The 24,130-nt window shown below is 67.5% G+C and carries 26 protein-coding genes; 8 read left to right on the top strand and 18 right to left on the bottom strand.

The features are described 5' to 3' along the window. The 6 genes from regX to AC5Y30_RS10290 all read right to left on the bottom strand — a co-directional run bounded on the left by regX (position 1) and on the right by AC5Y30_RS10290 (position 6,103). Complete coding sequence (gene regX, locus AC5Y30_RS10315; protein ID WP_499918034.1) at positions 1-684, bottom strand: two-component sensory transduction protein RegX; 684 nt, start codon at positions 682-684, stop codon at positions 1-3. A gap of 49 nt (positions 685-733) precedes the next feature. After that, the gene (locus AC5Y30_RS10310; protein WP_499918033.1) at positions 734-1,957 is read right to left on the bottom strand and encodes a sensor histidine kinase; all 1,224 of its coding nucleotides are present in this window, start codon (positions 1,955-1,957) and stop codon (positions 734-736) included. Positions 1,958-2,111: 154 nt separating this feature from the next. Then, positions 2,112-2,861 (bottom strand): phosphoglyceromutase, encoded by a 750-nt coding sequence (locus tag AC5Y30_RS10305; protein ID WP_499918032.1) that lies wholly within the window; start codon positions 2,859-2,861, stop codon positions 2,112-2,114. A 72-nt stretch (positions 2,862-2,933) separates the two neighbouring features. Continuing rightward, positions 2,934-3,494: a type III secretion system chaperone family protein gene (locus AC5Y30_RS10300; protein WP_499918029.1), complete on the bottom strand. Its 561-nt coding sequence runs from the start codon at positions 3,492-3,494 to the stop codon at positions 2,934-2,936. Then, on the bottom strand, positions 3,491-4,765 hold the full coding sequence (gene mshA, locus AC5Y30_RS10295; RefSeq protein ID WP_499918026.1) for a D-inositol-3-phosphate glycosyltransferase: 1,275 nt from the start codon (positions 4,763-4,765) through the stop codon (positions 3,491-3,493). The genes AC5Y30_RS10300 and mshA overlap by 4 nt, the downstream gene beginning before the upstream one ends. Before the next feature lie 60 nt (positions 4,766-4,825). Then, complete coding sequence (locus AC5Y30_RS10290; RefSeq protein ID WP_499918249.1) at positions 4,826-6,103, bottom strand: ROK family protein; 1,278 nt, start codon at positions 6,101-6,103, stop codon at positions 4,826-4,828. Between the two features lie 235 nt (positions 6,104-6,338). Here AC5Y30_RS10290 and AC5Y30_RS10285 point away from each other — a divergent pair, with 235 nt between their 5' ends. Continuing rightward, positions 6,339-7,088, top strand: a complete 750-nt coding sequence (locus AC5Y30_RS10285) for an SDR family NAD(P)-dependent oxidoreductase (RefSeq protein WP_499918022.1) — start codon at positions 6,339-6,341, stop codon at positions 7,086-7,088. Here AC5Y30_RS10285 and AC5Y30_RS10280 read toward each other — a convergent pair. Both AC5Y30_RS10280 and AC5Y30_RS10275 read right to left on the bottom strand, forming a co-directional pair. Then, positions 7,072-8,448, bottom strand: a complete 1,377-nt coding sequence (locus AC5Y30_RS10280) for a L,D-transpeptidase (protein WP_499918248.1) — start codon at positions 8,446-8,448, stop codon at positions 7,072-7,074. The two genes, AC5Y30_RS10285 and AC5Y30_RS10280, sit on opposite strands and share 17 nt — an antisense overlap. Before the next feature lie 32 nt (positions 8,449-8,480). Further along, positions 8,481-9,596: a UDP-N-acetylmuramate dehydrogenase gene (locus AC5Y30_RS10275; RefSeq protein WP_499918020.1), complete on the bottom strand. Its 1,116-nt coding sequence runs from the start codon at positions 9,594-9,596 to the stop codon at positions 8,481-8,483. Between the two features lie 26 nt (positions 9,597-9,622). Here AC5Y30_RS10275 and AC5Y30_RS10270 point away from each other — a divergent pair, with 26 nt between their 5' ends. From AC5Y30_RS10270 to AC5Y30_RS10260, 3 genes are read left to right on the top strand one after another with little or no spacing between them, the layout of a single operon-like run. Then, positions 9,623-10,135 carry a DUF2505 domain-containing protein gene (locus tag AC5Y30_RS10270; protein WP_499918018.1) on the top strand — a complete coding sequence of 171 codons (513 nt, stop codon included), beginning with the start codon at positions 9,623-9,625 and terminating at the stop codon, positions 10,133-10,135. Positions 10,136-10,184: 49 nt separating this feature from the next. Continuing rightward, entirely contained in the window at positions 10,185-11,006 is an 822-nt protein-coding gene (locus AC5Y30_RS10265) for a carbon-nitrogen hydrolase family protein (protein ID WP_499918017.1), read from the top strand. Then, the gene (locus AC5Y30_RS10260) at positions 11,003-12,052 is read left to right on the top strand and encodes an LmeA family phospholipid-binding protein (RefSeq protein WP_499918015.1); all 1,050 of its coding nucleotides are present in this window, start codon (positions 11,003-11,005) and stop codon (positions 12,050-12,052) included. The genes AC5Y30_RS10265 and AC5Y30_RS10260 overlap by 4 nt, the downstream gene beginning before the upstream one ends. A gap of 25 nt (positions 12,053-12,077) precedes the next feature. Here the strand turns inward: AC5Y30_RS10260 and deoC are convergent, their stop codons facing one another. The 6 genes from deoC to AC5Y30_RS10230 form a co-directional block, all read right to left on the bottom strand. Beyond that, positions 12,078-12,755: a deoxyribose-phosphate aldolase gene (gene deoC, locus AC5Y30_RS10255; protein ID WP_499918014.1), complete on the bottom strand. Its 678-nt coding sequence runs from the start codon at positions 12,753-12,755 to the stop codon at positions 12,078-12,080. After that, complete coding sequence (locus AC5Y30_RS10250; RefSeq protein WP_499918013.1) at positions 12,755-13,195, bottom strand: DUF2599 domain-containing protein; 441 nt, start codon at positions 13,193-13,195, stop codon at positions 12,755-12,757. Before AC5Y30_RS10250 ends, deoC begins: the two co-directional genes overlap by 1 nt. 4 nt (positions 13,196-13,199) lie before the next feature. Further along, positions 13,200-13,487, bottom strand: a complete 288-nt coding sequence (locus AC5Y30_RS10245; RefSeq protein WP_067122766.1) for a DUF2516 family protein — start codon at positions 13,485-13,487, stop codon at positions 13,200-13,202. Positions 13,488-13,575: 88 nt separating this feature from the next. Next, on the bottom strand, positions 13,576-14,181 hold the full coding sequence (gene hbhA / locus AC5Y30_RS10240; RefSeq protein WP_499918012.1) for a heparin-binding hemagglutinin HbhA: 606 nt from the start codon (positions 14,179-14,181) through the stop codon (positions 13,576-13,578). 276 nt (positions 14,182-14,457) lie between these two features. After that, positions 14,458-14,874, bottom strand: coding sequence for a helix-turn-helix domain-containing protein (locus AC5Y30_RS10235; protein WP_499918011.1), 417 nt, complete (start codon positions 14,872-14,874; stop codon positions 14,458-14,460). 95 nt (positions 14,875-14,969) lie between these two features. Beyond that, the gene (locus AC5Y30_RS10230; RefSeq protein WP_499918010.1) at positions 14,970-16,352 is read right to left on the bottom strand and encodes a DUF445 domain-containing protein; all 1,383 of its coding nucleotides are present in this window, start codon (positions 16,350-16,352) and stop codon (positions 14,970-14,972) included. A 135-nt stretch (positions 16,353-16,487) separates the two neighbouring features. Here AC5Y30_RS10230 and AC5Y30_RS10225 point away from each other — a divergent pair, with 135 nt between their 5' ends. Together AC5Y30_RS10225 and pcaA are read left to right on the top strand one after the other, a co-directional pair. After that, positions 16,488-17,201, top strand: coding sequence for a TetR/AcrR family transcriptional regulator (locus tag AC5Y30_RS10225; RefSeq protein ID WP_499918009.1), 714 nt, complete (start codon positions 16,488-16,490; stop codon positions 17,199-17,201). Between the two features lie 185 nt (positions 17,202-17,386). After that, positions 17,387-18,250: a cyclopropane mycolic acid synthase PcaA gene (gene pcaA / locus AC5Y30_RS10220; RefSeq protein WP_499918007.1), complete on the top strand. Its 864-nt coding sequence runs from the start codon at positions 17,387-17,389 to the stop codon at positions 18,248-18,250. A gap of 88 nt (positions 18,251-18,338) precedes the next feature. On the opposite strand, the gene AC5Y30_RS10215 is transcribed toward pcaA, so the two are convergent. The 3 genes from AC5Y30_RS10215 to AC5Y30_RS10205 all read right to left on the bottom strand — a co-directional run bounded on the left by AC5Y30_RS10215 (position 18,339) and on the right by AC5Y30_RS10205 (position 21,709). Beyond that, the gene (locus AC5Y30_RS10215) at positions 18,339-19,193 is read right to left on the bottom strand and encodes a 3-hydroxybutyryl-CoA dehydrogenase (RefSeq protein WP_499918006.1); all 855 of its coding nucleotides are present in this window, start codon (positions 19,191-19,193) and stop codon (positions 18,339-18,341) included. Positions 19,194-19,361: 168 nt separating this feature from the next. After that, positions 19,362-20,648, bottom strand: coding sequence for an isocitrate lyase (aceA, locus tag AC5Y30_RS10210; protein WP_499918005.1), 1,287 nt, complete (start codon positions 20,646-20,648; stop codon positions 19,362-19,364). A 266-nt stretch (positions 20,649-20,914) separates the two neighbouring features. Next, positions 20,915-21,709 (bottom strand): acyl-ACP thioesterase domain-containing protein, encoded by a 795-nt coding sequence (locus AC5Y30_RS10205; RefSeq protein WP_499918004.1) that lies wholly within the window; start codon positions 21,707-21,709, stop codon positions 20,915-20,917. A 159-nt stretch (positions 21,710-21,868) separates the two neighbouring features. Between AC5Y30_RS10205 and ramB the strand changes: the two genes are divergently transcribed. After that, positions 21,869-23,293 (top strand): acetate metabolism transcriptional regulator RamB, encoded by a 1,425-nt coding sequence (gene ramB / locus AC5Y30_RS10200; RefSeq protein WP_499918003.1) that lies wholly within the window; start codon positions 21,869-21,871, stop codon positions 23,291-23,293. Further along, complete coding sequence (locus AC5Y30_RS10195) at positions 23,290-23,850, top strand: carboxymuconolactone decarboxylase family protein (RefSeq protein ID WP_499918002.1); 561 nt, start codon at positions 23,290-23,292, stop codon at positions 23,848-23,850. The genes ramB and AC5Y30_RS10195 overlap by 4 nt, the downstream gene beginning before the upstream one ends. Here the strand turns inward: AC5Y30_RS10195 and AC5Y30_RS10190 are convergent. Further along, complete coding sequence (locus tag AC5Y30_RS10190) at positions 23,845-24,126, bottom strand: hypothetical protein (RefSeq protein WP_499918000.1); 282 nt, start codon at positions 24,124-24,126, stop codon at positions 23,845-23,847. The two genes, AC5Y30_RS10195 and AC5Y30_RS10190, sit on opposite strands and share 6 nt — an antisense overlap. Positions 24,127-24,130: the final 4 nt, after the last annotated feature.

Below are 24,130 nucleotides of genomic sequence, written 5' to 3'. Positions count from 1 at the left end.
CTAGCCCTCGAGCTTGTAGCCCAGCCCGCGCACCGTCACCAGGTGCACCGGGTTGGCCGGGTCGGCCTCGATCTTGGACCGCAGGCGCTTGACGTGGACGTCGAGCGTCTTGGTGTCGCCGACGTAGTCGGCGCCCCACACCCGGTCGATCAACTGCCCGCGGGTCAGCACCCGCCCGCTGTTGCGCATCAGATATTCGAGGAGATCAAACTCCTTGAGCGGCAACGTGATCGTGTCGCCGTTGACCGAAACTACGTGGCGTTCGACATCCATCCGCACGGGACCGGATTCGAGCACGCCGTCGCTGATCTCGGAATCGTCGTCACCGCCGCGGCGCAACACCGCTCGGATCCGGGCGATCAACTCGCGCGCGGAATACGGCTTGGTCACGTAGTCATCGGCACCGAGTTCGAGGCCGACCACCTTGTCGATCTCGCTGTCCCGGGCGGTCACCATGATCACCGGCACGCTCGAGCGCGCACGCAGCTGCTTGCAGACGTCGGTGCCCGACATTCCCGGCAGCATCAGGTCGAGCAGCACGATGTCGGCGCCGCCCCGATCGAATTCGGCCAGCGCGGCCGTGCCGTCGGTCACCACGGTGGCCTCGAAACCCTCCTTGCGGAGCAGGAACGCCAGCGGATCGGCCAGCGACTCCTCGTCCTCCACGATCAGCACACTGGTCATCGGCGCGATTCCTCCTCATCGCTGCGTTCTGCATCGTCATACGCGCGGGTCATCGACTTAGTTCTTCCTCTCGTTGTGAGCGGTTGGGCCGCACGTCGCGGCCCTGCGACTGCTCGGATTCGCCCTCGTCTGGATGAGACGCCACGGCCGCCGGGATGGAAAGGGTGAATGTCGATCCGGTTCCGGGCTTGCTCCACACGCCGATGCTGCCGTTGTGATTGGCCGCGACGTGCTTGACGATGGCCAGGCCCAACCCGCTGCCGCCGGTGGCGCGCGAGCGCGCCTTGTCCCCGCGGAAGAACCGCTCGAAAACCCGCTCCTGGTCTTCCAGGGCTATCCCGATGCCGCGGTCGGTCACCGCGATCTCGATGTTGTCGCCGCGGCGACGGCGACTGATCGACACCGGCGAACCCGGCGGCGAATAGGCGATGGCGTTGGATACCAGGTTGGCCAGGGCGGTGACCAGCAGCGTCTCGTCGCCCAGCACCCGCAGACCGCTGGGCGCGTCGGTGCGCACCTCGATATCGGCGTTGTCGGCCCCCACCTTGTGGCGCGAAATCGCTTCTCCCACAACCTTGTCGACGTCGACCTCGATGACGTTGGGCAGCCGTTCGGCTCCCTGTAGCCGGGACAGCTCGATCAGCTCGGCGACCATGTCCCCCAGCCGGTTGGCCTCGACGAGCACCTTTTCGGCGAACCGCCGGACGGTCTCGGAGTCGTCGGACGAGGCCAGCAGGGCCTCGGCGAGCAGCGCCATGGCACCCACCGGGGTCTTGAGCTCGTGGCTGACGTTGGCCACGAAGTCGCGCCTGGTCGCTTCCATCCGCGCGTAGTCGGACTGGTCGTGGGCGAACACGATGGCGAACCGGCGGTCTTCTTCGCTGAGCAAACGGGCCTGCCCGTGCACCGAGAGCCCGGAGCGGCCACCCGCCCGTTTCGCCGGCCGCAGGTCGAATTCGACGTCGACGCCGGTCAGGGCCTGCTGTGCGGCCTCCCAGGCCTGGTCATCGAGCTGACGGTCGCGCACCAGGCCCAGCTCCATGGCCCGGTCGTTGAGGTAGACGACGTCGCGATGCGCGTCCACCACCGCCGCGCCCAGCGGCATCAGCGCCACGATGCGTTGCAGCATCTGTGCGACGGTGATCCCGGTCCATTCGACGCGCTGGCGGCGCTGCACCGCCCGCGGTGACAGCCGGGTCCCGACCAGTACACCTGCGGCCAGCGCCAGCGCGGACAAAACCCCGGCCAGCAACAGCGCCGAGAACACAGTCACATAGCAAATCCTACAAATCTTCCTGAACGCTGCCCTAGCGCAACGAGGCCAAAATCGGACAAGTCACACCTTGCGCAACAGGTGTTTCGCTCCCGTTCACGCGATGTTTGGCTAAATGCCCTTCATCTCGCGAAACGGCGTGGGCGCGCCGGCGTCAGCCGCGGCCCTGGCTGGCAACCGCGGCGGCCCCGGCGGCGGCGGCCTCCGGGTCCAGATAGGTGCCGCCGGGCACCACCGGCCGCAGGTCAGCGTCCAGGTCGTAGCGCAGCGGGATGCCGGTCGGGATGTTCAATCCGGCGATCTCGTCGTCGGACACCTGGTCGAGGTGCTTGACCAGGGCCCGTAGCGAGTTGCCGTGCGCCACGATCAGCACCGTCTTGCCGCTGCGCAGGTCCGGGACGATGACGTCGGTGAAATACGGCAGGAAGCGCACGACCACGTCGGCCAGGCACTCGGTGAGCGGGCCGCCGCCGATGTCAGCGTACCGGGGATCGGCGTCCTGACTGTAGGTGCTGCCCCGCTCGATGGGCGGGGGCGGCGTGTCATAGCTGCGCCGCCAGGCCATGAACTGCTCGTCGCCGTAGCGGGCCTTGGTCTCGGCCTTGTCCAGCCCCTGCAACGCCCCGTAGTGGCGTTCGTTGAGCCGCCAAGTGCGCCGCACCGGGATCCACAGCCGGTCGGCGGCGTCCAGCGCCAGGTGCGCGGTGGAGATGGCCCGGCGCAGCAGCGAGGTGTAGAGGATGTCGGGCAGCAGGTTGTTCTCGGTCAGCAGCTCACCGCTGCGCACGGCTTCGGTCCGGCCCTTGTCGGTGAGGCCGACATCGACCCAACCGGTGAAGAGGTTCAGCGAGTTCCATTCGCTTTCGCCATGGCGAAGCAGTACCAGCGTGGCGGTTTCACCCATGCCGGCCAGTCTCTCACGCACTCACTCAGCGGTCGTCGGCGTCGTCGTCGTGCCGCGATGCTCGACTCCTCCTCATCGCGCTTCGCGTCCCCCTCGCCGCTCCGCGGCTGGGGGATCCCCCACTGCATCGTCGTCTTCGTCGATCAGGTGGGCGAAGGCCTGCAGGTTCTTCAGCGACTCACCGCGAGACACCCGCCACTCCCACTCTTTCTGGATCGACGAACGAAAACCCAACTCCAGCAACGTATTGAAGTCCGAATCCACCGCTTCGAGCACCTGCCCGAGCACTCTGTCGAGTTCGTCGGCGTCCACCGAAGCCAGCGACATGCGGCCCACCAGATAGATGTCGCCGACGTTGTCCAGCGTGTAGGCCACGCCGTAGAGGCGGCGATTGCGCTTCAGCAGGAAGCGATAGACGCCTTCGTGGTTCTCGTCGGGCTTGCGGCACACGAACGCCTCGACGCGCACCGAATGCTCGCCGACGCTCAAGATGGTGTTGGTCTTGAGCTTGCGCTCGCCGGGGAGTTCGACCACCAGCCCCGACAAACCGCCATGTGCGCCAGGGTGTTTCGAGTAGTTCAGCCCACTGGCCTGCAGGGCATCCTCGATGACGCGCTCCACGGTGGACGTCATGCGCCCACCCCGCGACGCTCTGCGGTGTATTCGCGAATGGCGCGCCGATAGCTGGACAGCAACGCGTCGGTGGTGTGGTCCCAGGAGAACGTGGCGGCATGCGCGGTGGCCGCGCGGGCCATCGCGCCGGCTTGCGCAGCGGGCAACCGCAGCAACCGGCCCAGGGCATCCGCCCACTGTTCGACGTCGTGGCCGGCCACCAGGGTTCCGGTCACCCCGTCCCGCACGGCCACCGGCAGCCCGCCGACCGCGGCCGCCGCGACCGGCGTCCCACACGCCTGCGCCTCGAGGGCCACCAAACCGAAAGACTCCGAATAGCTGGGCACCGCAACCACATTGGCGGCCTGGAACAGCGTGGCCAGGTTCGGGCGCGACTGCGGGGGCAGGAATGTCACCCGCTCGGCGATACCGAGATCGTCGGCCAGCCGGGCCAATCCGTCCGGGGACGCCAGGCCGCTGCCAGAGGGCCCGCCGGCCACGACGATGCGCACGCCGGGCAGTTTCGCGGCGGCGCGCAGCACGATGTCGGGCGCCTTGAGGGGCTGGATGCGGCCGACGAACGCCACGATGTCGCCATCGGGCGGAAGTCCCAGTGCGGCCCGGGCGGCCCCGCGGTCGCCGGGACGGAACACGTCGAGATCCACCCCGGGATGGACGACGTCGATCCTCGCCGGGTCGGCGTGGTGGATCGAGATCAGTTGGTTGGCTTCGTCATCGGTGTTGACGATCAACCGGTCCGCCTCGTCGACCACCTGTTGCTCGCCGACCGTGCGCAGCGGCGGTTCAGGAGAATCGCCCTGCGCCAGCGCCGCGTTCTTGACCGCGGCGAGCGTGTGCGCGGTGTGCACCAACGGCACCGCCCAGCGATCGCGCGCCAGCCAACCGACCTGCCCGGACAGCCAGTAATGCGAGTGCACGATGTCGTAGTAGCCGGGCTCGTGCGATGCCTCGGCGCGCAACACCCCGGCAGCGAACGCGCACAGCTGGGTGGGCAGGTCGTATTTGTCCAGCCCTTCGAACGGGCCGGCCACGACGTTGCGGACCAGCACCCCGGGCGCCACCCGCTCGACCGGAGGGTCGGCGGACGCGGTCGCGCGCGTGAAGATCTCCACCTCGATGCCCCGCCGCGCCAGGTGCAGCGCGGTCTGCAGCACATAGACGTTCATCCCGCCCGCGTCGCCGGTGCCGGGCTGGGCCAGTGGTGAGGTGTGAACCGCCAACACTGCGACCCGGCGCGGTTCATTCAGCCGGAAAACGTCATCGTGCCGCACCCTGTCATCTTTACAGGATGGTTCGCGGGCCAGCCCAGGCGCGCTGGACAAGGACTCGCGTCAGGCGGACGACTCGTCGCGGGCCACGTCGTGCACCCGGGCATCCAGCGCCCCGGCGCGCCGCATCGCGCCCAGCGGGTCCGCGTACAGCCCGGACAGCGAGACGGTGCCCGCGCCGGCCTCCTGCACCCGGTTGCCGAAGGCGGTGAGGCGGATGTCGCGGGGCCCCAGCACGGAGCGCTCGGCGAAGGCCGCCTCCACCTGCTGCATCGCCTCGGGGTACTCGGTGAATGCCTGGCCGCCGACCACCAGCTCGTCGGGGTTGAGCATGTCGCGCAGCAGCGCCACCGCCTCGCCGAGCACGCGGCCCCGCTCGGCGAGCAGATCCTTGGCCTGCTGGTTGCCGGCCCGCGCCACGCGCAGCAGATCGGAGATGCCGGTGGCGGAGCCGTTGGGGCGGTTCGCCGGGGCGAAGGGCAGGATGCGCAGCTGGCGCGCGATGGCCACGACGGCCTCGTCGCTGACGGTGGACTCCAGTTGGCCGGTGCCGCCGAGCAGCTCCGAGTGGGCCGGAAGCGTGGCGATGGTGCCCGGGCCGCTGGCCGGAACGTGCACCCGGCCGCCGATCACCAGCGCATAGCCCACCGTCTCGCGGGCGTAGACGTACAAGCTGGTCGGCGAGCTGGGCAGGAAGCGCCGCATGCCCAGCAGCAGCTCGGCGCCCGCCATCGCATCGACGTGCGAGGCCACCGAGACCGGCAGGCCCAACGCGTCGGCCAGCACCGGTCCGACCGGCGCCTGGCGCCAGCCCAGCCGCGGGTGGTCCACCTGGCCGGTGGCGCTGTCGACGGTGCCGCCGATGGCGACCCCCACCCACAGCGGCCGGCGGCGGTGCCAACGCCGCAGGTAGCGGCGGGCGCTGTCGGCCAGCGTCGCCAGCGCGGGGCCGGCCGGGTTGCGCGGCGTCGGGGTTTCGACGGTGTCGAGGGTCCGGCCGAACAGGTCGGTGGCCACGATGCTGGTCGTCCGTGCCCCGATGTGGATGCCGAGGGTGACGAACGGCTCGTGGTTGACCTCGACCGGCACGCGGGGGCGGCCGATCGCGCCGGAGACGGCCAGGTCGGCGCGCTCGCGCAGCAGGCCCGCCTCCAGCAGCGCGATGACCTGACGGTTGACCGTGGCGATGCTCAGCGAGGTGACGCCGGCGATGACGTCACGGCCGACGGGGCCCCGCAGCCGGACCGCCCGGAAGACGGAGGCCGCCGCCGAGTCGGGGATGTTGAGCGCCGGCGGCACGATCTGCCGGCGCACCGAGCGGTGGCCCTTTTGACCGGGCAGGTGCCCGACGGCACGACCGGGCGAATGATGGGTATGGGTGAGGGTATTGGTGCGCACGAGCGTCCTTTTGTCCGAATTTTGCTGGCCGTCTTGGCCACACCTGGCTGAGGTCAGGAGCGGCAAAGTGCGCAGCAACAACACGCACCCGCCGCGCAAAGACACGCGGTGGTCGTGGTGTTGGACAGGGCGCTGAGGAGCACACGCAAAATCTAGCACGTTCATTAAGGTTGTTTCGATGGTTAAAACTGGCAGGAATAAGCGAGTCGCAGTAATCACCGGTGCCAGCTCGGGGATCGGCGCAGCTACCGCCCGAAACCTGGCTGCGCAGGGCTTTCATGTCGTCGCAGTGGCGCGCCGGGCGGACCGGATCGAGGCTCTGGCCAGTGAAATCGGGGGCACCGCCGTTGTGGCCGATGTCACACAAGAGGCGGCGATCGAAACATTGGCGAGCAAACTGGATCGGGTCGATGTGCTGGTCAACAACGCCGGCGGCGCCCGGGGGCTGGCGCCGGTCGCCGATGCGGACCTCGAGCACTGGCAGTGGATGTGGGAGACCAACGTGATCGGCACGCTGCGCGTCACCCGAGCGTTGCTGCCCAAGCTGATCGAATCCGGCGACGGGCTGATCGTCACCGTCACCTCCGTTGCGGCACTTGAGGTTTACGACGGCGGCGCCGGATACACCGCGGCCAAACACGCCCAGGGGGCGCTGCACCGCACGCTGCGCGGCGAGCTGTTGGGCAAGCCGGTGCGCCTGACCGAGATCGCCCCGGGCGCGGTCGAAACCGAATTCTCGTTAGTCCGCTTCGACGGCGACCAACAACGCGCGGACTCCGTCTACACGGGCATCACGCCGCTGGTGGCCGAGGACGTGGCCGAGGTGATCGGGTTCGTCGCGTCGCGTCCGCCGCACGTCGATCTGGACTTGATCGTGATGAAGCCGCGCGACCAGGCCACGACCTCGCGGTTTAACCGCCGGGGGTAGCCGGCCCGGTGCTGGCCGGTGTCGACGACGTGGTTCCAGTGCCCGACAGGGTCGGCGCGTTGGACGGCGTGACCGGCGCGGTGACCGGGATCTGCGTTGACGGCGGGCGGGCCGTCGGCGGCGGCAGCGCGGACATGGCCACCCAGGTGTCCCAGTCCACGGCCCAGTCCCAGATGTCGCCGTCGGAGTAGGACAGCTGGATGGTGCTGCCGGTCACCTCGACGGGGTCGCCGTAGATCGCCGACTGGAAGTACTGCTCGGCGTCACCCGTCGAGAGGTTGATGCAGCCGTTGGTGACGTTGGTGTTGCCCTGCGCGCCGGCGCTCGCCGGGTTGGCGTGGATGAACTCGCCGTTGTTGGAGATCCGGACCGCCCAGCGTTCGTGCACGTGGCTGTAACCGGCGGCCGGGTTGGACATGTAGAAGTCGGCGTATTTCTCGCTGACCACGTGGATGCCGTTGCGGGTGACGTTGCGCGCCTTGTCGGCCTCGCCGTAGCTGCACGGAAAGTCCATGATGACGCCCTCGTCGCGGATCACCTGGATGCGGTGCGACGAAACCTCGGCCTTGACCACCTGCCGGCGACCGATCTGGATGTTCAGCGAGATGTCGTCGGCGCCGTAGGCGCTGTCGCCGAACGGCAGGCCGTAGAGCTTGGCCTCGACGTTGACGGTGGTGCCCGCCGGGTAGTACTCGCGAGTGCGCCAGTGCGCCCTGGCGCCGGCCGCCTCATCGGGCAACCAGGCCCAGCTGCCCTCGACGGGCGGGTTGGTGGTGACGGTGAGCGCCTTCTCGACGGCCGCCTTGTCGCTGATCGGCGCATCGAACTGGATGATGATCGGCGCGGCGATCCCGACGGTCTGGCCGTCGGCGAGCTGGAATGCCCCGCCGATCTTCTTGGTGGGCGACACCGTGGTGAATTTGCCCGCCACCGGGACCGCCTTGCCGTCGTGCCCGACGGCCGAGCCGGTCCAGGTGTAGGTCTGGTCGTAGCCCAACGGCTCGGAGGTCGTGTAGACGGTGCGGTCTTGGTTGAAGGCGCCCGCGACGGCCTTGCCCGACGAGTTCGACAGCGTGACGCGCTGGAACCAGCCGTCGCTGACCTGGACGCTGACCGGGGCGATCGGCACGACGTTGTCGGTCGCGTTGGCCGGCTGGTATTTGAGCTGCGGCGCCGGCTGTTCTTTCTTCTCGGCTTGCGTCGCGGTCGTGCCGCCGCACGCGGCCAGCACGTTGGGGGCCAGCACGCCCAGTCCCAGGGTCGCCAAAGCCGCACGCCGGCTGAACGGCCGCGGGGCGTCGGACGGGGTCACGAAAGTCAAAGATACCGGGGAAAAACGGCCGGCCCGGCCACCACAAATCGGGCCCGGGCTCGCGTCGACGAATTTTGCGGCTACAGCCTGCAGCCGAGCAGCACGGGTTCGGGAACCAGTGTGATGCCAAACACACGCTGGACGCCGTCGCGGACGGTCCGCGCCAGCCTAATCACGTCATCGGAGCCGGCGCCGCCGCGGTTGGTCAGAGCCAAAGCGTGCTTGGTGCTCAACCGGCAGGGCGCTTCGGGGTCGCCCGGACCCGGCTGCGGATAGCCCTTGCCGAAGCCCGCCCGCTCCACCAGCCAGCCGGCGGCCAGCTTGACCCCGCCCGGCGCGGGGTAGTTCGGGATCGGGCCGTCGACCGTCGCGGCCAGCCGTTCGTAGACGTCCGGGGCGACCACCGGGTTGGTGAAGAACGAGCCCACGCTCCAGGTGTCATGGTCGGCCGTGTCGAGCACCATGCCCTTGCGCCTACGCAGGGCGAGCACGGCGTCGCGGACGGCTTGCGGGTCGGCGCGCTCGCCGCCGGCGACGTCCAGCGCGGCGGCCAGCTCGCCGTAGCGCAACGGCGCGCTGCGCCCCGACGCATCCAGCTCGAACTCCACTTCCAGTACGACAGAACGGGTTTCGAGTCCCTCGCCGCCGCGTTTGAACACGCTGGTGCGGTAGCCGAAGCCCAGCTCGCTGCTGGGCACCCAGCGCACCTCGCCGCTGCCGCGGTCGAGCACCCGGACCCGGGTGATCGTGTCGGAGACTTCGGCGCCGTACGCCCCGACGTTCTGCACCGGGGTGGCCCCGGCCGAGCCGGGGATGCCGGACAGGCATTCCAGCCCGCCGAGTCCGTGCTCGATGGCCGCGACCACGACGTCGTCCCACACCGCGCCCGCCTGCGCGCGGAGCACGTTGCCCTCGACGGTGATGCCGTCGTTGGCCAGCCGCACCGCGGTCAGGTCGGTGAGGTCGTCGGAGATCACCAGGTTGGAACCGCCGGCGAACACCAGCACCGAATCGCGTTGCGCGCCAGCGGTTTCGGCGTCCAGCCGCCGCAATGCGGCGATCACCTGCTCGCTGCTGGCGCAGGTGATCATGCGACGGGCGGTCGGTCCGACCCGCAGCGTGGTCAGCGGCGCCAGTGGCGCCGCGTCGGCCACCGCCGCACCGGCGAACTCCGCACCGGCTCCGCTGGAATTCATGGGCCGTAACGGTAGCCTGACCTGCTATGCCGCGTTCATTCGACTTGTCGGCCGACTACGACGGCAGTGTTGACGAGGTGCATCGCGCCTTCACCGACGAAAATTATTGGCGGGCCAGGCTGGCCGGGTCGGGCGTCGACATCGCGACGCTGGAATCGATGCGGGTCGGCGACGAGGACACCGTCGAGGTCGTCACCCTGCAGGTGATCCGCAGCGACAAGCTGCCGGGCATGGTGACGCAGTTGCACAGCGGTGACCTGCGCATCCGCCGCGAGGAGGCGTGGGGGCCGGTCACCGGCGGCGCCGCGACGGGGACGGTCGCGGGTTCCATCGTCGATGCGCCGGTGCAGCTGGCCGGCACCGCCGTCTTGGAACCCATCGAACGGACCGGCGGCGCCCGGCTGACGTTTCGCGCCACGGTCCAGGTGCGCGTGCCGATCATCGGCGGCAAGTTGGAGAACATCATCGGCACCCGGCTGGCCCAACTGGTCGCCGCCGAACAACGTTTCACCACGGAGTGGATCGCCAAGACGGCCTGAGATCTCGACCGCGGCGGCCCGCACGGTCACCGCGCCTAAGCTGGCGCTCATGCGAATCGCGTTGGCGCAGATCCTCAGCGGCACCGACCCGCCGGCAAACTTGCGGCTGGTGGCCGAATACAGCCGCCAGGCCGCCGACGCGGGCGCGACGCTGGTGGTGTTCCCCGAGGCGACCATGTGCCGCTTCGGCGTGCCGCTGGGCCCGGTCGCCGAGCCGGTCGACGGGCCCTGGGCGGACGGGGTGCGCCGCATCGCGGCCGATTCCGGCATCACCGTCGTCGCCGGCATGTTCACCCCGTCGGGCGACGGGCGGGTGAAGAACACACTGATCGCGGCCGGCCCGCACGATTTCGCCCATTACGACAAGATCCACCTCTACGACGCGTTCGGCTTCACCGAATCCCGCACGGTCGCGGCGGGACACGATCCGGTGGTGATCACGGTCGACGGCGTCCGGGTGGGGCTGACCGTTTGCTACGACATTCGTTTCCCGGCGCTCTACACCGAATTGGCCCGCCGCGGCGCCGAGGTGATCGCGGTGTGCGCGTCCTGGGGCGCGGGTCCCGGCAAACTCGACCAGTGGACGCTGCTGGCTCGCGCCCGCGCACTCGATTCGATGAGCTACGTCGCGGCCGCCGGGCAGGCCGATCCCGCTGACACCCAGCCCTCCGGGGCGGGGGCACCGACCGGCGTCGGGGGCAGCCTGGTCGTCTCGCCGCTGGGCGACGTCGTCGCGTCGGCCGGCTCTCAACCGCAGCTACTGCTTGCCGACATCGACGTCGGCGCGGTCGCCGAGGCCCGCGAAAGTATCGCGGTCCTTCGCAACCGCTCGGACTTTACTCAGGTTGATAAGGCAGAATCGGTCGGGTGACGAACCCACAAGGACCACCGAACCCGGACCCGTCGAAGTGGGCCCGTCCCCCTCACCAGGGACCCTTCGGCCAGCCTCCCACCGAGCGGCCGACCGAGCGGATCAGCACCGGAGGCCCCGGCCACGTGCCCCCGCCGCCGCCCCCCGCCCAGGGTCCCCCGCCCGGGCGGACCGAGCGATTCGGGACGCCCCAGCCGAACATGCAGCAGCCCGGCTACCCGCCGCCGCCCAACCCGGGCGCCGGCCAGACGGAGCGGCTGACCACTGCGCCCGGCGATGAGGCGGCGCCAGGGAAGAAGAAGCGCCGCTTCGGACGCGACCCGGTCTCCATCCTGCTGATCTTCGTCATCGTGTTCGCGCTGATCATCGCCGCGCTCATCGGGGCGGAGCTGTACGTGCGCCACACCGCAAACAACAAGATCGCCCAGGCGGTGGCCTGCGAGGTCAAGGACCAGGCCACCGCGTCCTTCGGGGTGACCCCCTTGATGCTGTGGCAAGTGGCGACCAAGCACTACACGAACATCTCGGTGGAGACGGCCGGCAACAACCTGCGCGACGCCAAGGGCATGAAGCTCTCGATCAACATCAAGGACGTCCGGCTCCAGGACAGCGCCAACTCGAAGGGCACCATCGGCTCGCTGGACGCGACCATCACCTGGACCAGTGACGGCATCAAGCAGTCGGTGCAGGACGCGATCCCGGTTCTGGGCCCGTTCGTCACCAACACCGTCACCACCCATCCCGCCGACGGCACCGTCGAACTGAAGGGCATGTTGGACAACATCACGGCCAAGCCGGTCGTCTCGGGCACCGGGTTGCAGCTGCAGATCGTGCATTTCAACGCGCTCGGTTTCACCATGCCCAAGGAGTCGGTGCAGTCGACGCTCGACGAGTTCACCTCGAACCAGACGAAGAACTACCCGTTGGGCATCCACGCCGACAGCGTGCAGGTCACCGATACCGGTGTGACGAGCCACTTCTCGACGAGGAACGCCAGCATTCCGAACGGCGGCAACGACAACGACCCCTGCTTCGCCAACCTCTGACGGCGAGCGGCTTCGTCAGTCCGGCTCAACCCAGGCCGTCGAGCACGCCCCGCGTTCCCGACAGCCCCAGGCGGGTGGCGCCGGCATCCAGCATCGCGAGCGCGTCCGCGGCGGTACGGATTCCGCCGCTGGCCTTCACCCCGAGGCGGCCACCGACCGTCTCGGCCATCAGGGCCACCGCGCGCACGGATGCGCCGCCGGCCGGGTGAAATCCGGTTGATGTCTTCACGAAGTCCGCGCCGGCGTCTTCGGCGGCGCGGCATACCCGGGTCAGCGTGGGCCCGTCCGCCAGCGCCAGCAGCGCCGCCGACTCCACGATCACCTTGAGCACGGTGCCGCCGATCGCGCTGCGCACGGCATGGACATCGGAGCGCACCGCATCGATGTCGCCGGCCAGAGCCGCCCCGACATCGATGACCATGTCGATCTCGCAGGCACCGGAGGCGACGGCCAGGGCCGCTTCGTGCGCCTTCACCGCCGGGAGGTGCTTGCCGGACGGAAAGCCCGCCACGCTGGCCACCCGCACGCCGGTGCCCGCCCCCACCGCGACGGGGACCATCGAGGGCGAGACACACACCGCGTAGACCCCCAGTTCGGCCGCTTCGGCGACCAGGGCCACCACGTCGGCTTCGGTTGCCTCGGGCTTGAGCAGCGTGTGGTCGACGAACGCCGCCAACTGCGCTCGGCTGGGTCGGGCTGCCATCAGAAGGATTCTTCCGGACCGCCGGGATTGCAGCCGGAGGCGACCATCTCGGTGTCGTCGACGACGGGCCGCCACGGCTCGAGGTTCCAGCTGATCTTGCCGGGCTGGGCGAGTTCGGCGAACTGCCAGTGGCACAGGAACTGCGCGCGCATGCCCGGGGTGTCGGCGTCCGGCGATAAGGCGAGCACCTCGGCCCAGGCCTCGTCGGCCAGAGCCGCGGTCGCGGGGATTCTGGAGGCGGTTCGGCCGGCCGGCGACGGGAAGACCCGCAGGCTGGGTTTGCCCTGCCACTGCGCCCACCGGGTGTGGTCGATGTAGGGCGGGGCCGGGGCGGACGGATTCGCCGCGCCGCTACCCGGGTCGGGCGTGGCGGCGGCGTGCGGTGCCGGACACGACAAGGCGACGAGCACCGCAACCGGCGCCGTCAGCAGGATCTTCATTCCGCTAGCGCGACTTACCCTGGATCTCAAGCAATTTGGGCCGGACGTCGACCAGATACACCCCGGCGGCACAGGCCGCGATCGCCATACCCAGCACGCCGAAAACGAATCCCAAGATGGATGTCAGGGCGACAGCGCCGCCCAGGATCAGCAACCACACCGGCTTGGTCAGCTTCTCGGCGGCGGTATAGGCGTCGGGTCGTTGCAGCGCGGCATGCACGAACGCATAGATCGCCGTCACTAGAACGGCGATCTGCAAGATCAACATGACGGTTCCCACGAGGTGGTTCACGCCTTAAGGGTATGCGGGCACCCGCCAAAACGTCGACTCCGAGTCACCCGGAGGCGACTCGGAGCCGAACGTCGTGGGACTTCCGGTGCTACTTCTGGGTGACCTTCTTGGCCGGAGCCTTCTTAGCCGGAGCCTTCTTGGCCGGGGCCTTCTTGGCGGGGGCCTTCTTGGCGACGGCCTTCTGGGCCTTCTTGGGGGCCGCTTCGGCCTTGCCCGGCAGCTCGATGCCAACCAGCTTGGCGGCGCGCTCGCCGACCGCGCGGGTCTGCGAAGCGACGGTGCCGAGCGCCTCCTGCGTCAGCTCGACGGCCTGGTCGACGTAGCCCTCGGCGCGAGCGGACGCGTCCTCGAACGCGGTCTGGCTACGCAGCCGCTGCAGGGCCGCCTCGCCGCGCTCCACCAGCTCGTTGTAGCGGGTGGTCGCCGCCTCCAGGTAGCCCTCGGCGGCCTTGCGCAGCTCGTCGGTGGTGAACTTGTCGCGCAGCTCGGTGAACTGCTCGGGCAGGTCCTCCTGGAGCTTCGTCAGGCGAGCGCGACGCTCCTCGACCCGGGTGCGGGTCTCGGCGCGGGTCTCTTCGGCGCGCTCACGCAGGCCGGCGATCAGGTCGTTGACGGTGGCCAGGGCCAGGTCGGCCGCGCCCAGCGCTGCGAGCAGCGGCGCCCGCAAATCTTCGATGTTGGTGTTTTCCGCCATGGTCTTTCCTTTCATGAGGTGTTTCGCTATCGGTGTTATTTGGCGTTGTTAGCTGTCTGGTCGAGAAAGTAGGTGCAAACGTCTCCTTCGCAACTGGGGCCGCCAGTGCCGGGACGGTTCATCCAGCGATCGGCTGTGAACCGGTAGGTTCCCCGTTGGGGTAACCCCGACGGCCGGTCGTCTATACATCACCGACTCGCGACCGCGATGTGACAAGCCCGCCTTCCGGCACGTTCTCCCAGCTCAGCTGCTGCGAGGCCGGGTGAGGCGGACTGATCACTCGCTGTCGGATTCGGTCGGACACTCCTCTTGGATCGATTCGTTTTGCTGCGTGAACGACGAATAGATGTCGAGCAGGATTTGCTTTTGCCGCTCGGTGATCGCAGTGTCAGTGACGATCGCGTCCCGTACCTGACTTTTGTCACTGGGTTCGAGAATCCCGGCGCGCACATAGAGAACCTCGGCGGAGACCCGAAGGGCCTTCGCGATCTGGTTCAAGACATCGGCGGAGGGCTTACGCAACCCGCGCTCCACCTGGCTCAGATATGGATTGCTGACCCCGGACTTTTCGGCGAGTTGGCGCACCGACACCTGCGCGAGTTCACGCTGGGTACGGATGAAGCTCCCGATGTCGGAGGCCATGTCGGAGGCAGCGTTGGACACCTTGGCGGAGAGCTTCTCCTCGGGCGTCATGGCGTGCTCCTGGTCGGCTGACTGGTCGTGACGCGACCCAGGTTACTACAAGTGCTTGCTATTGCAAGCACTTGTTAGCACTGCTAGAAATTCCGCTAGATCAACAACTGCGCGACGGCGTAGATCACCAGACCCGCAAGCGAACCGACCACGGTCCCGTTGATCCGGATGAATTGCAGGTCACGGCCAACGTGCAGTTCGATGCGCCGGCTGGCCTCCTCGGCGTCCCAGCGCTCGATCGTGTCGGTGATGATGGCTGTGATCTCCACCCCATATTGCGACACCAGGTGCTGGGCCGCCCGGACCAGCCAATTGTCGACCTTGTCGCGCAGGTCGGCGTCGTCGCGCAGCGATTCCCCGATGCGGACCACGGTGTCCGCTATCCGGGTGCGCAGCGCGCTGGACGGATCGTCCACCCCCTCGAGCACCAACCGCTTCAGCGTCTTCCACGCCGTCGCCGCGGCGTTGGCGATCTCGTCGCGCGCCATCAGCTGCTCCTTGATCGCGTCGGCGCGCGCGATGGTGTCCGGGTCGTGCTGCAGGTCCTCGGCGAAGTCGAACAGGAAGCGGGTGGCCGACCGGCGCAATTCGTGGTCCGGATTGCGGCGCACCTTGTCGGTGAAGTCCATCAGTTCGCGATGGATACGATCACCGACCAGATGGTCGACGAAGCGTGGGGACCAGGTCGGCGAGTCGCGCTCGACCACCCGTTGGATGACCTCGCCCGCCTTCAGCGACCACTGAAAGGCCCGATCGGCCAGCAACTGGATCAGCGCCTCCTGCCGGTGCTCGGCAAGCAGGGTGGCCAGCACTCGTCCGACCGGTGGGCCCCACTGCGGTTCGGCGATCCGGCGCACGATCATTCGGTCGATCACCTGCTGGACGTCCTCGTCGCGCAGCAGTTCGACCAGCACCCGCAGCACCGTGGCGGTCTCGCTGGCCACCCGCTCCGCGTGGGTGGACTCCGACAGCCACTTGCCGAGCCTGCCGGACACCTGGGCGTCGCGCAGCTTGGTTTCGACGACCTCCGGCGACAAGAAATTTTCCCGGACGAACGTACCCAGACCCTCGCCGAGCTGGTCTTTCTTGCGTTTGATGATCGCGGTGTGCGGAATGGGAATGCCCAGCGGGTGCCTGAAGAGCGCGGTCACGGCGAACCAGTCCGCCAGGGCGCCCACCATGCCGGCCTCGGCGGCGGCGCCGACATACCCCACCCAGGCCCCCAGACTGACATGCGCCTGGGCCCACCGGCAGGCGAGGAACACGACGGTGGCACCGAGCAGAAAGCTCAGTGCCACCAGCTTCATCCGGCGCAACGCCACGCGGCGCTGCGCGTCGGCTTCGGGATCGGCGCCCGCGAAGGACTCGGCGAAAGACGCGCGAAGCGGGCGGGCCGCGGCCGCCGGCGTCAGTGAATCGGGCCTCGCCACCGGCGGGCCCGACGCTTCCTCTCTCACCGAGGCTCGATGTGCCACCACTCCATCATCTATCTTTCCCGCGGATTAGTGTGACGACACTGTTCGCGAGGTCTCACCCGCGCCCGGCCACGGCACGAAACCGACCCCCTCACGCCGTAAGATCAGGGGCGTCTAGGGAATGGGAATTTGGCGACTGTGGCAGAGCAAATCACAGCGGTGAGCGCCAAGATGGATGGGCGCAAGCGGCGCTGGCACCAGCACAAAGTGGATCGTCGTAACGAGCTGGTCGACGGCACGATCGACGCGATTCGCCGGCTGGGTGGCGCGCTGAGCATGGATGAGATCGCCGCCGAGATCGGGGTCTCCAAGACGGTGCTGTACCGCTATTTCGTCGACAAGAACGACCTGACGACCGCCGTGATGATGCGGTTCACCCAAACCACCCTGATCCCCAACATGGCCGGGGCACTGACGTCTGGGCTCGACGGCTTCGACCTGACTCGCGAGGTCATCCGCGTGTACGTCGAGACCGTCGCGAACGAGCCCGAGCCGTACCGGTTCGTGATGTCCAACAGCTCGGCCAGCAAGAGCAAGGTCATTGCCGACTCCGAGCGCATCATCGCGCGCATGCTCGCGGTGCTGATGCGCCGCCGCATGCAGCACGCGGGGATGGACACCGGTGGCGTGGAGCCGTGGGCGTACCTGATCGTGGGTGGTGTTCAGCTGGCCACCCACTCGTGGATGTCGTACCCGCGAATGAGCCGCGATGAGTTGATCGACTACCTGACCATGCTGAGCTGGAACGCTCTCAAGGGAATCGTCGAGGTCGGCGGATCGCTGGAGAAGTTCCGCGGCGAACCCCATCCGTCACCGATCGTGCCGCCGCGACAGGGCGAGTTCGGGCCCTGAAGTTGGCTTCGGCCGCGCCGCGGGTTTTGGGGATTGCACCCGTGCCGTGTGAGGCTGAGCACGCGACTTGCGGGGCGACTCGGCCCGGCGCAGGGACTAGCATGCAGAGGAGTATCGGGGGAAAACAGCGGGGTCGTCGTTCGGCTCCAACCCCTGCCCCCCAATATAGGAAGGCTCGTATCGACATGTCTGTGCAGCTCACGCCGCATTTCGGAAACGTGCAAGCTCATTATGACTTGTCCGACGACTTTTTCCGGCTGTTTCTGGATCCCACCCAGACCTACAGCTGCGCGTACTTCGAGCGTGATGACATGACGCTCGAGGAGGCGCAGATCGCGAAAATCGATCTGGCGCTGGGCAAGCTCAAGCTCGAGCCCGGGATGACGCTGCTGGACATCGGCTGCGGCTGGGGAGCCACGCTGCGGCGAGCCATCGAGAAGTATGACGTCAATGTCATCGGCCTGACGCTCTCGGAGAACCAGGCCGAGCACGTGCAGAAGTCCTTCGACCAGATGGACACCCCCCGCACCCGACGGGTGCTGCTGGAGGGCTGGGAGAAGTTCCACGAGCCGGTGGACCGCATCGTGTCGATCGGCGCGTTCGAGCACTTCGGCCGCCAGCGCTACGGCCGCTTCTTCAAGATGGCCTACGAGGCGCTGCCGCCCGGCGGAGTGATGTTGCTGCACACCATCGTTCGGCCATCGTTCAAAGATGCCCGGGCCAAGGGCATGAAACTGACGCACGAGATTGTCCAGTTCTCGCAGTTCATCCTGGCCGAGATCTTCCCCGGCGGCTGGCTGCCGACCCCGCAGACCGTCGGCGAGTACGGGGTCACGGTGGGCTTCGACTTGACCCGGGTGCAGTCGCTGCAGCTGCACTACGCCAGGACGCTGGACCTGTGGGCCGAGGCGCTCGAGGCGAATCGCGAGCAGGCTCTGGCCATTCAGTCCCAGGAGGTCTACGACCGCTACATGAAGTACCTCACCGGCTGCGCCAAGCTGTTTCGGGAGGGCTACACCGACGTCAACCAGTTCACGCTGGAGAAGTAACCGGCCCGGGTAAAGCATTCAGCCCCCGACGGAGCACCGTTGGGGGCTGAATTGGCTTGTCCTACTTGACGATCACACCCGGCTGGCCTCAGTACGTATAGAAGCCCTGGCCCGTCTTCTTGCCGAGCCGGCCGGCCTCCACCATGCGCAGCAACAGCGGCGGCGCGGCGTAGAGCGGCTCCTTGAACTCGTCGTACATCTTGTCCGCGATCAGCTTGAGGGTGTCCAGGCCGACCAGGTCGGACAGCCGCAGCGGGCCCATCGGGTGCGAGAGCCCGGCCACCACGGCCTTGTCGATGTCCTCGACGGTGGCGAAACCGGATTCGAGCATGCGCACTGCCGACAGCAGGTAGGGCACCAACAGCGCGTTCACTACGAAGCCGGATCGGTCGGAGCAGCGCACGACCTGCTTGCCCAGCACCGCGCTCGCGAATTCCTCGGTGCGCGCGGCGGCGGCGTCGTCGGTGACCAGGGTGCTGACCAATTCGACAAGCGGCAGCACCGGGACGGGGTTGAAGAAGTGCAGACCCAGCACGCGTTGCGGGTTCTTGGTGGCCGCGGCGATCTTCATGATCGGGATGCTGGAGGTGTTGGACGCCAGAACCGCGTCGGGGTCGGTGATGACTCGGTCGAGCTCGGCGAAGACCTGTGCCTTGACGGCGTCGTCCTCGATGATCGCTTCGATGACCAGCTGGCGGTCGGCGAGGTCCGTCAGGTCGGTGGTGAAGGTGAGCTTGCTCAACGCCCGGTCGCGTTCCCGCTCGGTCACCTTGCCGGCACTGACGCCGCGCTCCAGCGACTTCACGATGCGGTTGCGGCCGGCCGTGATGAGGGCCTCGGTGGTTTCGAACACGGTCACGTCCACACCGGCACGGACCGAGACCTCGGCGATGCCGGATCCCATCTGGCCGGCCCCGACAACTCCCACTCGTTCGATTGGCACGTTTCTCCTTTGGCTGCTTTCATGCCTGGCTGACAGCAACAGGCCCCGCCCAACATCGCTGGGCGGGGCCTGCGCTGTCAACTTGTCCCGGGTGCGCCGAACGTGAAGTCAGGGCGAAAAATCGGCCAAAAAATCGCCACAGTTTCACGATCGACGCACGGCGGAATGTCAGTGAAACTGGCCCTCTTCGGTGGAGCCGGTCAGCGCGGTGGTCGACGAGGTCGGGTCCACCGTGGTGGCGATGCGGTCGAAGTAACCGGCGCCCACCTCACGCTGGTGCTTGGTGGCGGTGTAGCCGCGCTCCTCGGCGGCGAACTCGCGCTCCTGCAACTCGACGTAAGCGCTCATCTGGTTGCGGGCGTAGCCGTAAGCCAGATCGAACATCGAGTAGTTCAGGGCGTGGAAGCCGGCCAGCGTGATGAACTGGAACTTGAATCCCATTGCCGCGAGCTCCTTTTGGAACTTCGCGATGGTGGAGTCGTCAAGGTGCTTCTTCCAGTTGAACGACGGCGAGCAGTTGTAGGCCAGCATCTGGTCGGGGAACTCGCTCTTGACGCCCTCGGCGAACTTGGCGGCGAGCTCGAGATCCGGAGTTCCGGTCTCCATCCAGATCAGGTCGGAGAACGGCGCGTAGGCCTTGGCCCGGGCGATGCAGGGCTCCAACCCGTTGCGAACCCGGTAGAAGCCCTCCTTGGTGCGCTCACCGGTGATGAACGGCTGGTCGCGCTCGTCGACGTCGGAGGTGATCAGCGTCGCGGCCTCGGCGTCGGTGCGGGCGATGACGACGGTCGGGACGTCGCACACGTCGGCAGCCAGGCGGGCCGAGGTCAGGGTCCGGATGTGCTGCTGAGTCGGGATCAGCACCTTGCCGCCCAGGTGACCACACTTCTTCTCCGAAGCCAGCTGGTCCTCCCAGTGCGATCCCGCCACACCGGCGGCGATCATGGCCTTCTGCAGCTCGTAGACGTTGAGCGCTCCACCGAAACCGGCCTCACCGTCGGCGACGATGGGGGCCAGCCAGTTCTCGACCGAGGTGTCGCCCTCGACCGCGGCGATCTCGTCGGCACGCAGCAGCGCGTTGTTGATCCGGCGCACCACCTGCGGCACCGAGTTGGCCGGGTACAGGCTCTGATCGGGGTAGGTGTGGCCGGACAGGTTGGCGTCGCCGGCGACCTGCCAGCCGGACAGGTAGATGGCTTTCAGGCCGGCGCGCACCTGCTGCACGGCCATGTTGCCGGTCAGGGCGCCCAGCGCGTTGATGTACTCCAGGTCGTGGAGCTGCTCCCACAGCACCTCGGCGCCGCGGCGGGCCAGGGTGGCCTCCTCGACCACGGTGCCCTGCAGGGCGACGACGTCCTTGGCCGTGTAGGTCCGGGTGACATCCTTCCAACGCGGGTTGGTGTCCCAGTCTTTCTGGATCTGTTCGGCGCTCTTGGGGGTGCCAACGACAGACATTGGGCATGCTCCTTCACGGTCTTCACTACGAGTGCTGGACGCCGCACCGGCGGTAGCTAGAGGCTCAACTTCGCTGGTGTGCTAACTCGAAGATGGCACAGCTCATGCAGGCCGGTCTACCCGTTTCAGTTGCCAATTTAAGTAACGGGAGCGCCGGAATTTGCGAAGTTTGCTAACTTGCTAACTAACTTAACCGTTTCAGAAGCTACCCGTCAGTAACCCTATCACCGCAGGTCAGGCCGCAATTTAACCGGACGCTTGTCCTGTTACCGAGCAAAGATCGAAGCGACGGCTTTCGTCTCGTCGCCGACGGCATATGTGAGCGTTGTAACAGCGCGATCGGCCAGCCCGGGACCGAATTGTTCGGTCGATCCGGCCGGGTGCACGTGCGAGATGATCTCCAATTTGTCGCCCAACGCCACCGGCGCCTCGTGTTCGATGGTGACGCGCAGCGGCACCCGCAGCAGCTCCGGGTGCGACGCCAGGTAGTCCTCGATGACGCTCCAGTACACGGAGTTGTTCATGTGGTCGAACAAATCGATGTCGGTGACCCGGACGGGGAACTCGTGGATCTCGGTCGCGTCGTCGCGGCTACCCGGCTTGAGGTAGGACTTCCACCGCAACCGGTCGACGGAGGTCGTCTTGTGCAGGCCCGCCAGGAAGTCGTCGGCGATGCGCGAGGGCATCTGGGTTTCCCGATTGATGCTGATCCAGAACGCCTCGGACTCGATCAGCCCGCCCTTGCGGCCATCGATGCGCACCCGCATCTCGCACCACCGGTTCGAGGTGCCCGAGCACCATCTGCGCATGCGCAGCATGTCGTTGAACTCGATCGGGCGGACCAGGTCAACCATGGTGCGCCGGACGATCCACAGGGGATGGGTCTCCTCGAAACCCATCTCCCGCAGCTGGTCCTGGCCGATGTCCTGGATGTGGCGGGCGGCAGCGTCCAGCCGCAACCGGCCCGTGCGGTCGATATCGCCGACCCGCAATGGCCACTGGCGATCGAAAACGTCAGGGTGACCGTCGGGCACCGGCATCATTTGTTTGTCCAGGCTCACGCCGCCGCTCCCCGTTCCTCCTCGTGGTCGCCCCAGGCTAAGACAAAAGACCTGGACGAATCATGCCAACGAGGTGCACCGAATACTAATCCCCGACGAGACCGTACCCGATGCCAAGTCTGCGAATGCAATCTTCGCACGGCCGGTAGCCTCGGAGGCGTGTCCAAGACGTTCGTCGGCTCACGCGTTCGCCAGCTGCGCAACGAACGCGGGTTCTCCCAGGCCGCGCTGGCTCAGACACTGGAGATCTCGCCGAGCTACCTCAATCAGATCGAGCACGACGTTCGCCCGCTGACGGTGGCCGTGCTGCTGCGCATCACCAAGGTGTTCGGGGTGGACGCGACCTTCTTCGCCTCGCAGGACGACACCCGACTGGTGGCCGAGCTCCGCGAGGTCACCATGGACCGCGATCTGGACATCGACGTCGACCCGACCGAGGTCGCCGAGATGGTCAGCGCGCATCCGGGGCTGGCCCGCGCCGTGGTCAATCTGCACCGGCGCTACCGGATCACCACGGCGCAGCTTGCCGCCGCCACCGAGGAGCGGTACTCCGACGGCAGTGGCAGCGGGTCGATCACCATGCCGCACGAAGAAGTGCGTGACTACTTCTACCAACGCCAGAACTACCTGCACGAGCTGGACACCGCCGCCGAGGACCTGACCAGCAAAATGCGGCTGCATCACGGCGATCTGGCGCGCGAGCTGACCCGCCGGCTCACCGAGGTGCACGGGGTGCACATCAACCGCCGGATCGACCTGGGCGACACCGTGCTGCACCGCTTCGACCCCAAGACCAAAACGCTGGAGTTCAGCAACCATTTGTCGTTGGGCCAGCAGGTTTTCAAGATGGCCGCCGAGTTGGCCTATCTCGAGTTCGGCGATCTCATCGACACCCTGGTCGAGGAGGGCAAGTTCACCAGCGACGAGTCACACACACTGGCGCGGCTGGGGTTGGCCAACTATTTCGCCGCGGCCACCGTGCTCCCCTACCGCCAATTTCACGACGTCGCAGAGAATTTCCGCTACGACGTCGAGCGGTTGTCGTCGTTCTACTCGATCAGCTACGAGACCATCGCGCACCGGCTTTCGACGCTGCAGCGCCCGTCGATGCGCGGCGTGCCGTTCTCCTTCGTCCGGGTCGATCGGGCCGGGAACATGTCAAAGCGCCAGTCCGCCACCGGCTTTCACTTCTCCTCCAGCGGTGGCACCTGCCCGCTGTGGAACGTCTACGAGACGTTCGCCAATCCGGGCAAGATCCTGGTGCAGATCGCCCAGATGCCCGACGGGCGCAACTACATGTGGGTGGCCCGCACCGTGGAGCGCCGCGCGGCCCGGTATGGTCAGCCGGGTAAGACCTTCGCGATCGGGTTGGGCTGCGAGCTTCGGCACGCTCACCGGCTCGTCTACTCGGAGGGACTCGACGTCTCGGGGGAACCAGGAACAGTGGCCACACCGATCGGCGCGGGCTGCCGGGTCTGCGAACGCGACAATTGCCCGCAGCGCGCCTTCCCGGCGCTCGGACGCGCACTCGATCTCGACGAGCACCGCAGCACGGTGTCTCCCTACCTGGTGACCCAGCCGTGAGCGGCCATCCGGCCGGCCGCATTCCGCCGGGCCGGTTTCGCGAACTGGGGCCGATCAATTGGGTGATCGCGAAGCTGGGCGCGCGCACCGTCGCCGCCCCGGAGATGCACCTGTTCACCACCCTGGGTCAGCGCCGGTTGCTGTTTTGGACGTGGCTGGCGTATGGGGGTCGGCTGTTGCGCGGGAAGCTTCCGACCGTCGACACCGAGTTGGTGATCCTGCGGGTCGCGCATCTGCGCGCGTGCGAATACGAACTGCAGCACCATCGGCGGATGGCGCGGGCGGCCGGATTGGACGCGGACCTGCAGGCCGCCATCTTCGCCTGGCCCGAAAGGCTGGAGCCGGTCGATGCGCGCCTGACCGTGCGCCAGCAGGCGCTGCTGGCGGCGACGGACGAGTTCGTCAAGGACCGGACCGTCACGCCCGACACCTGGCAGCAGCTGGCGACTCACCTGGATCGGCGACAGCTGATCGAATTCTGTTTACTGGCAAGCCAATACGACGGGCTTGCCGCGACCATGTCGGCACTCGAGATTCCGCTGGACCATCCGCTATAGGTAGACGTCGGCCAGGATGGCCAGCGTCAAGATCACCGGAAGTACCGGCAGCGCAAAGGCGAACGCCGCCCATGGCTGCTTGTCGCGCCGGCGCTGGCGCAGGCCCCACACCGCGGCGCAGATCCCCAGCACCACCGAGGCCAGCAACACCAGCGGTCCCCACTGCCCGGCCGTCGCGTTGTCGCCGCTCGAAATGGCCAGCAGCCAAAGGACATAGCCGGTCAACAGGCCACCGATGGCCGCCACGATGGCCTGAGGGGTGACGGTGCGAATCATTGCC

The organism is Mycobacterium sp. NGS27, from assembly GCF_059813005.1.
This window is presented reverse-complemented; position numbering and strand designations above follow the sequence as displayed.

What these genes read in the sequence shown, in the direction of transcription:
- AC5Y30_RS10285 (WP_499918022.1), top strand. Translation starts at nt 6,339, where the DNA reads ATGGTTAAAACTGGCAGGAATAAGCGAGTCGCAGTAATCACCGGTGCC.
- pcaA (WP_499918007.1), top strand. Translation starts at nt 17,387, where the DNA reads ATGTCTGTGCAGCTCACGCCGCATTTCGGAAACGTGCAAGCTCATTAT.
- AC5Y30_RS10300 (WP_499918029.1), bottom strand. Translation starts at nt 3,494, where the DNA reads ATGACGTCCACCGTGGAGCGCGTCATCGAGGATGCCCTGCAGGCCAGT.
- regX (WP_499918034.1), bottom strand. Translation starts at nt 684, where the DNA reads ATGACCAGTGTGCTGATCGTGGAGGACGAGGAGTCGCTGGCCGATCCG.
- AC5Y30_RS10270 (WP_499918018.1), top strand. Translation starts at nt 9,623, where the DNA reads ATGCCGCGTTCATTCGACTTGTCGGCCGACTACGACGGCAGTGTTGAC.
- deoC (WP_499918014.1), bottom strand. Translation starts at nt 12,755, where the DNA reads ATGGCAGCCCGACCCAGCCGAGCGCAGTTGGCGGCGTTCGTCGACCAC.
- AC5Y30_RS10190 (WP_499918000.1), bottom strand. Translation starts at nt 24,126, where the DNA reads ATGATTCGCACCGTCACCCCTCAGGCCATCGTGGCGGCCATCGGTGGC.
- hbhA (WP_499918012.1), bottom strand. Translation starts at nt 14,181, where the DNA reads ATGGCGGAAAACACCAACATCGAAGATTTGCGGGCGCCGCTGCTCGCA.
- AC5Y30_RS10305 (WP_499918032.1), bottom strand. Translation starts at nt 2,861, where the DNA reads ATGGGTGAAACCGCCACGCTGGTACTGCTTCGCCATGGCGAAAGCGAA.
- AC5Y30_RS10265 (WP_499918017.1), top strand. Translation starts at nt 10,185, where the DNA reads ATGCGAATCGCGTTGGCGCAGATCCTCAGCGGCACCGACCCGCCGGCA.
- AC5Y30_RS10235 (WP_499918011.1), bottom strand. Translation starts at nt 14,874, where the DNA reads ATGACGCCCGAGGAGAAGCTCTCCGCCAAGGTGTCCAACGCTGCCTCC.
- AC5Y30_RS10250 (WP_499918013.1), bottom strand. Translation starts at nt 13,195, where the DNA reads ATGAAGATCCTGCTGACGGCGCCGGTTGCGGTGCTCGTCGCCTTGTCG.
- aceA (WP_499918005.1), bottom strand. Translation starts at nt 20,648, where the DNA reads ATGTCTGTCGTTGGCACCCCCAAGAGCGCCGAACAGATCCAGAAAGAC.
- AC5Y30_RS10275 (WP_499918020.1), bottom strand. Translation starts at nt 9,596, where the DNA reads ATGAATTCCAGCGGAGCCGGTGCGGAGTTCGCCGGTGCGGCGGTGGCC.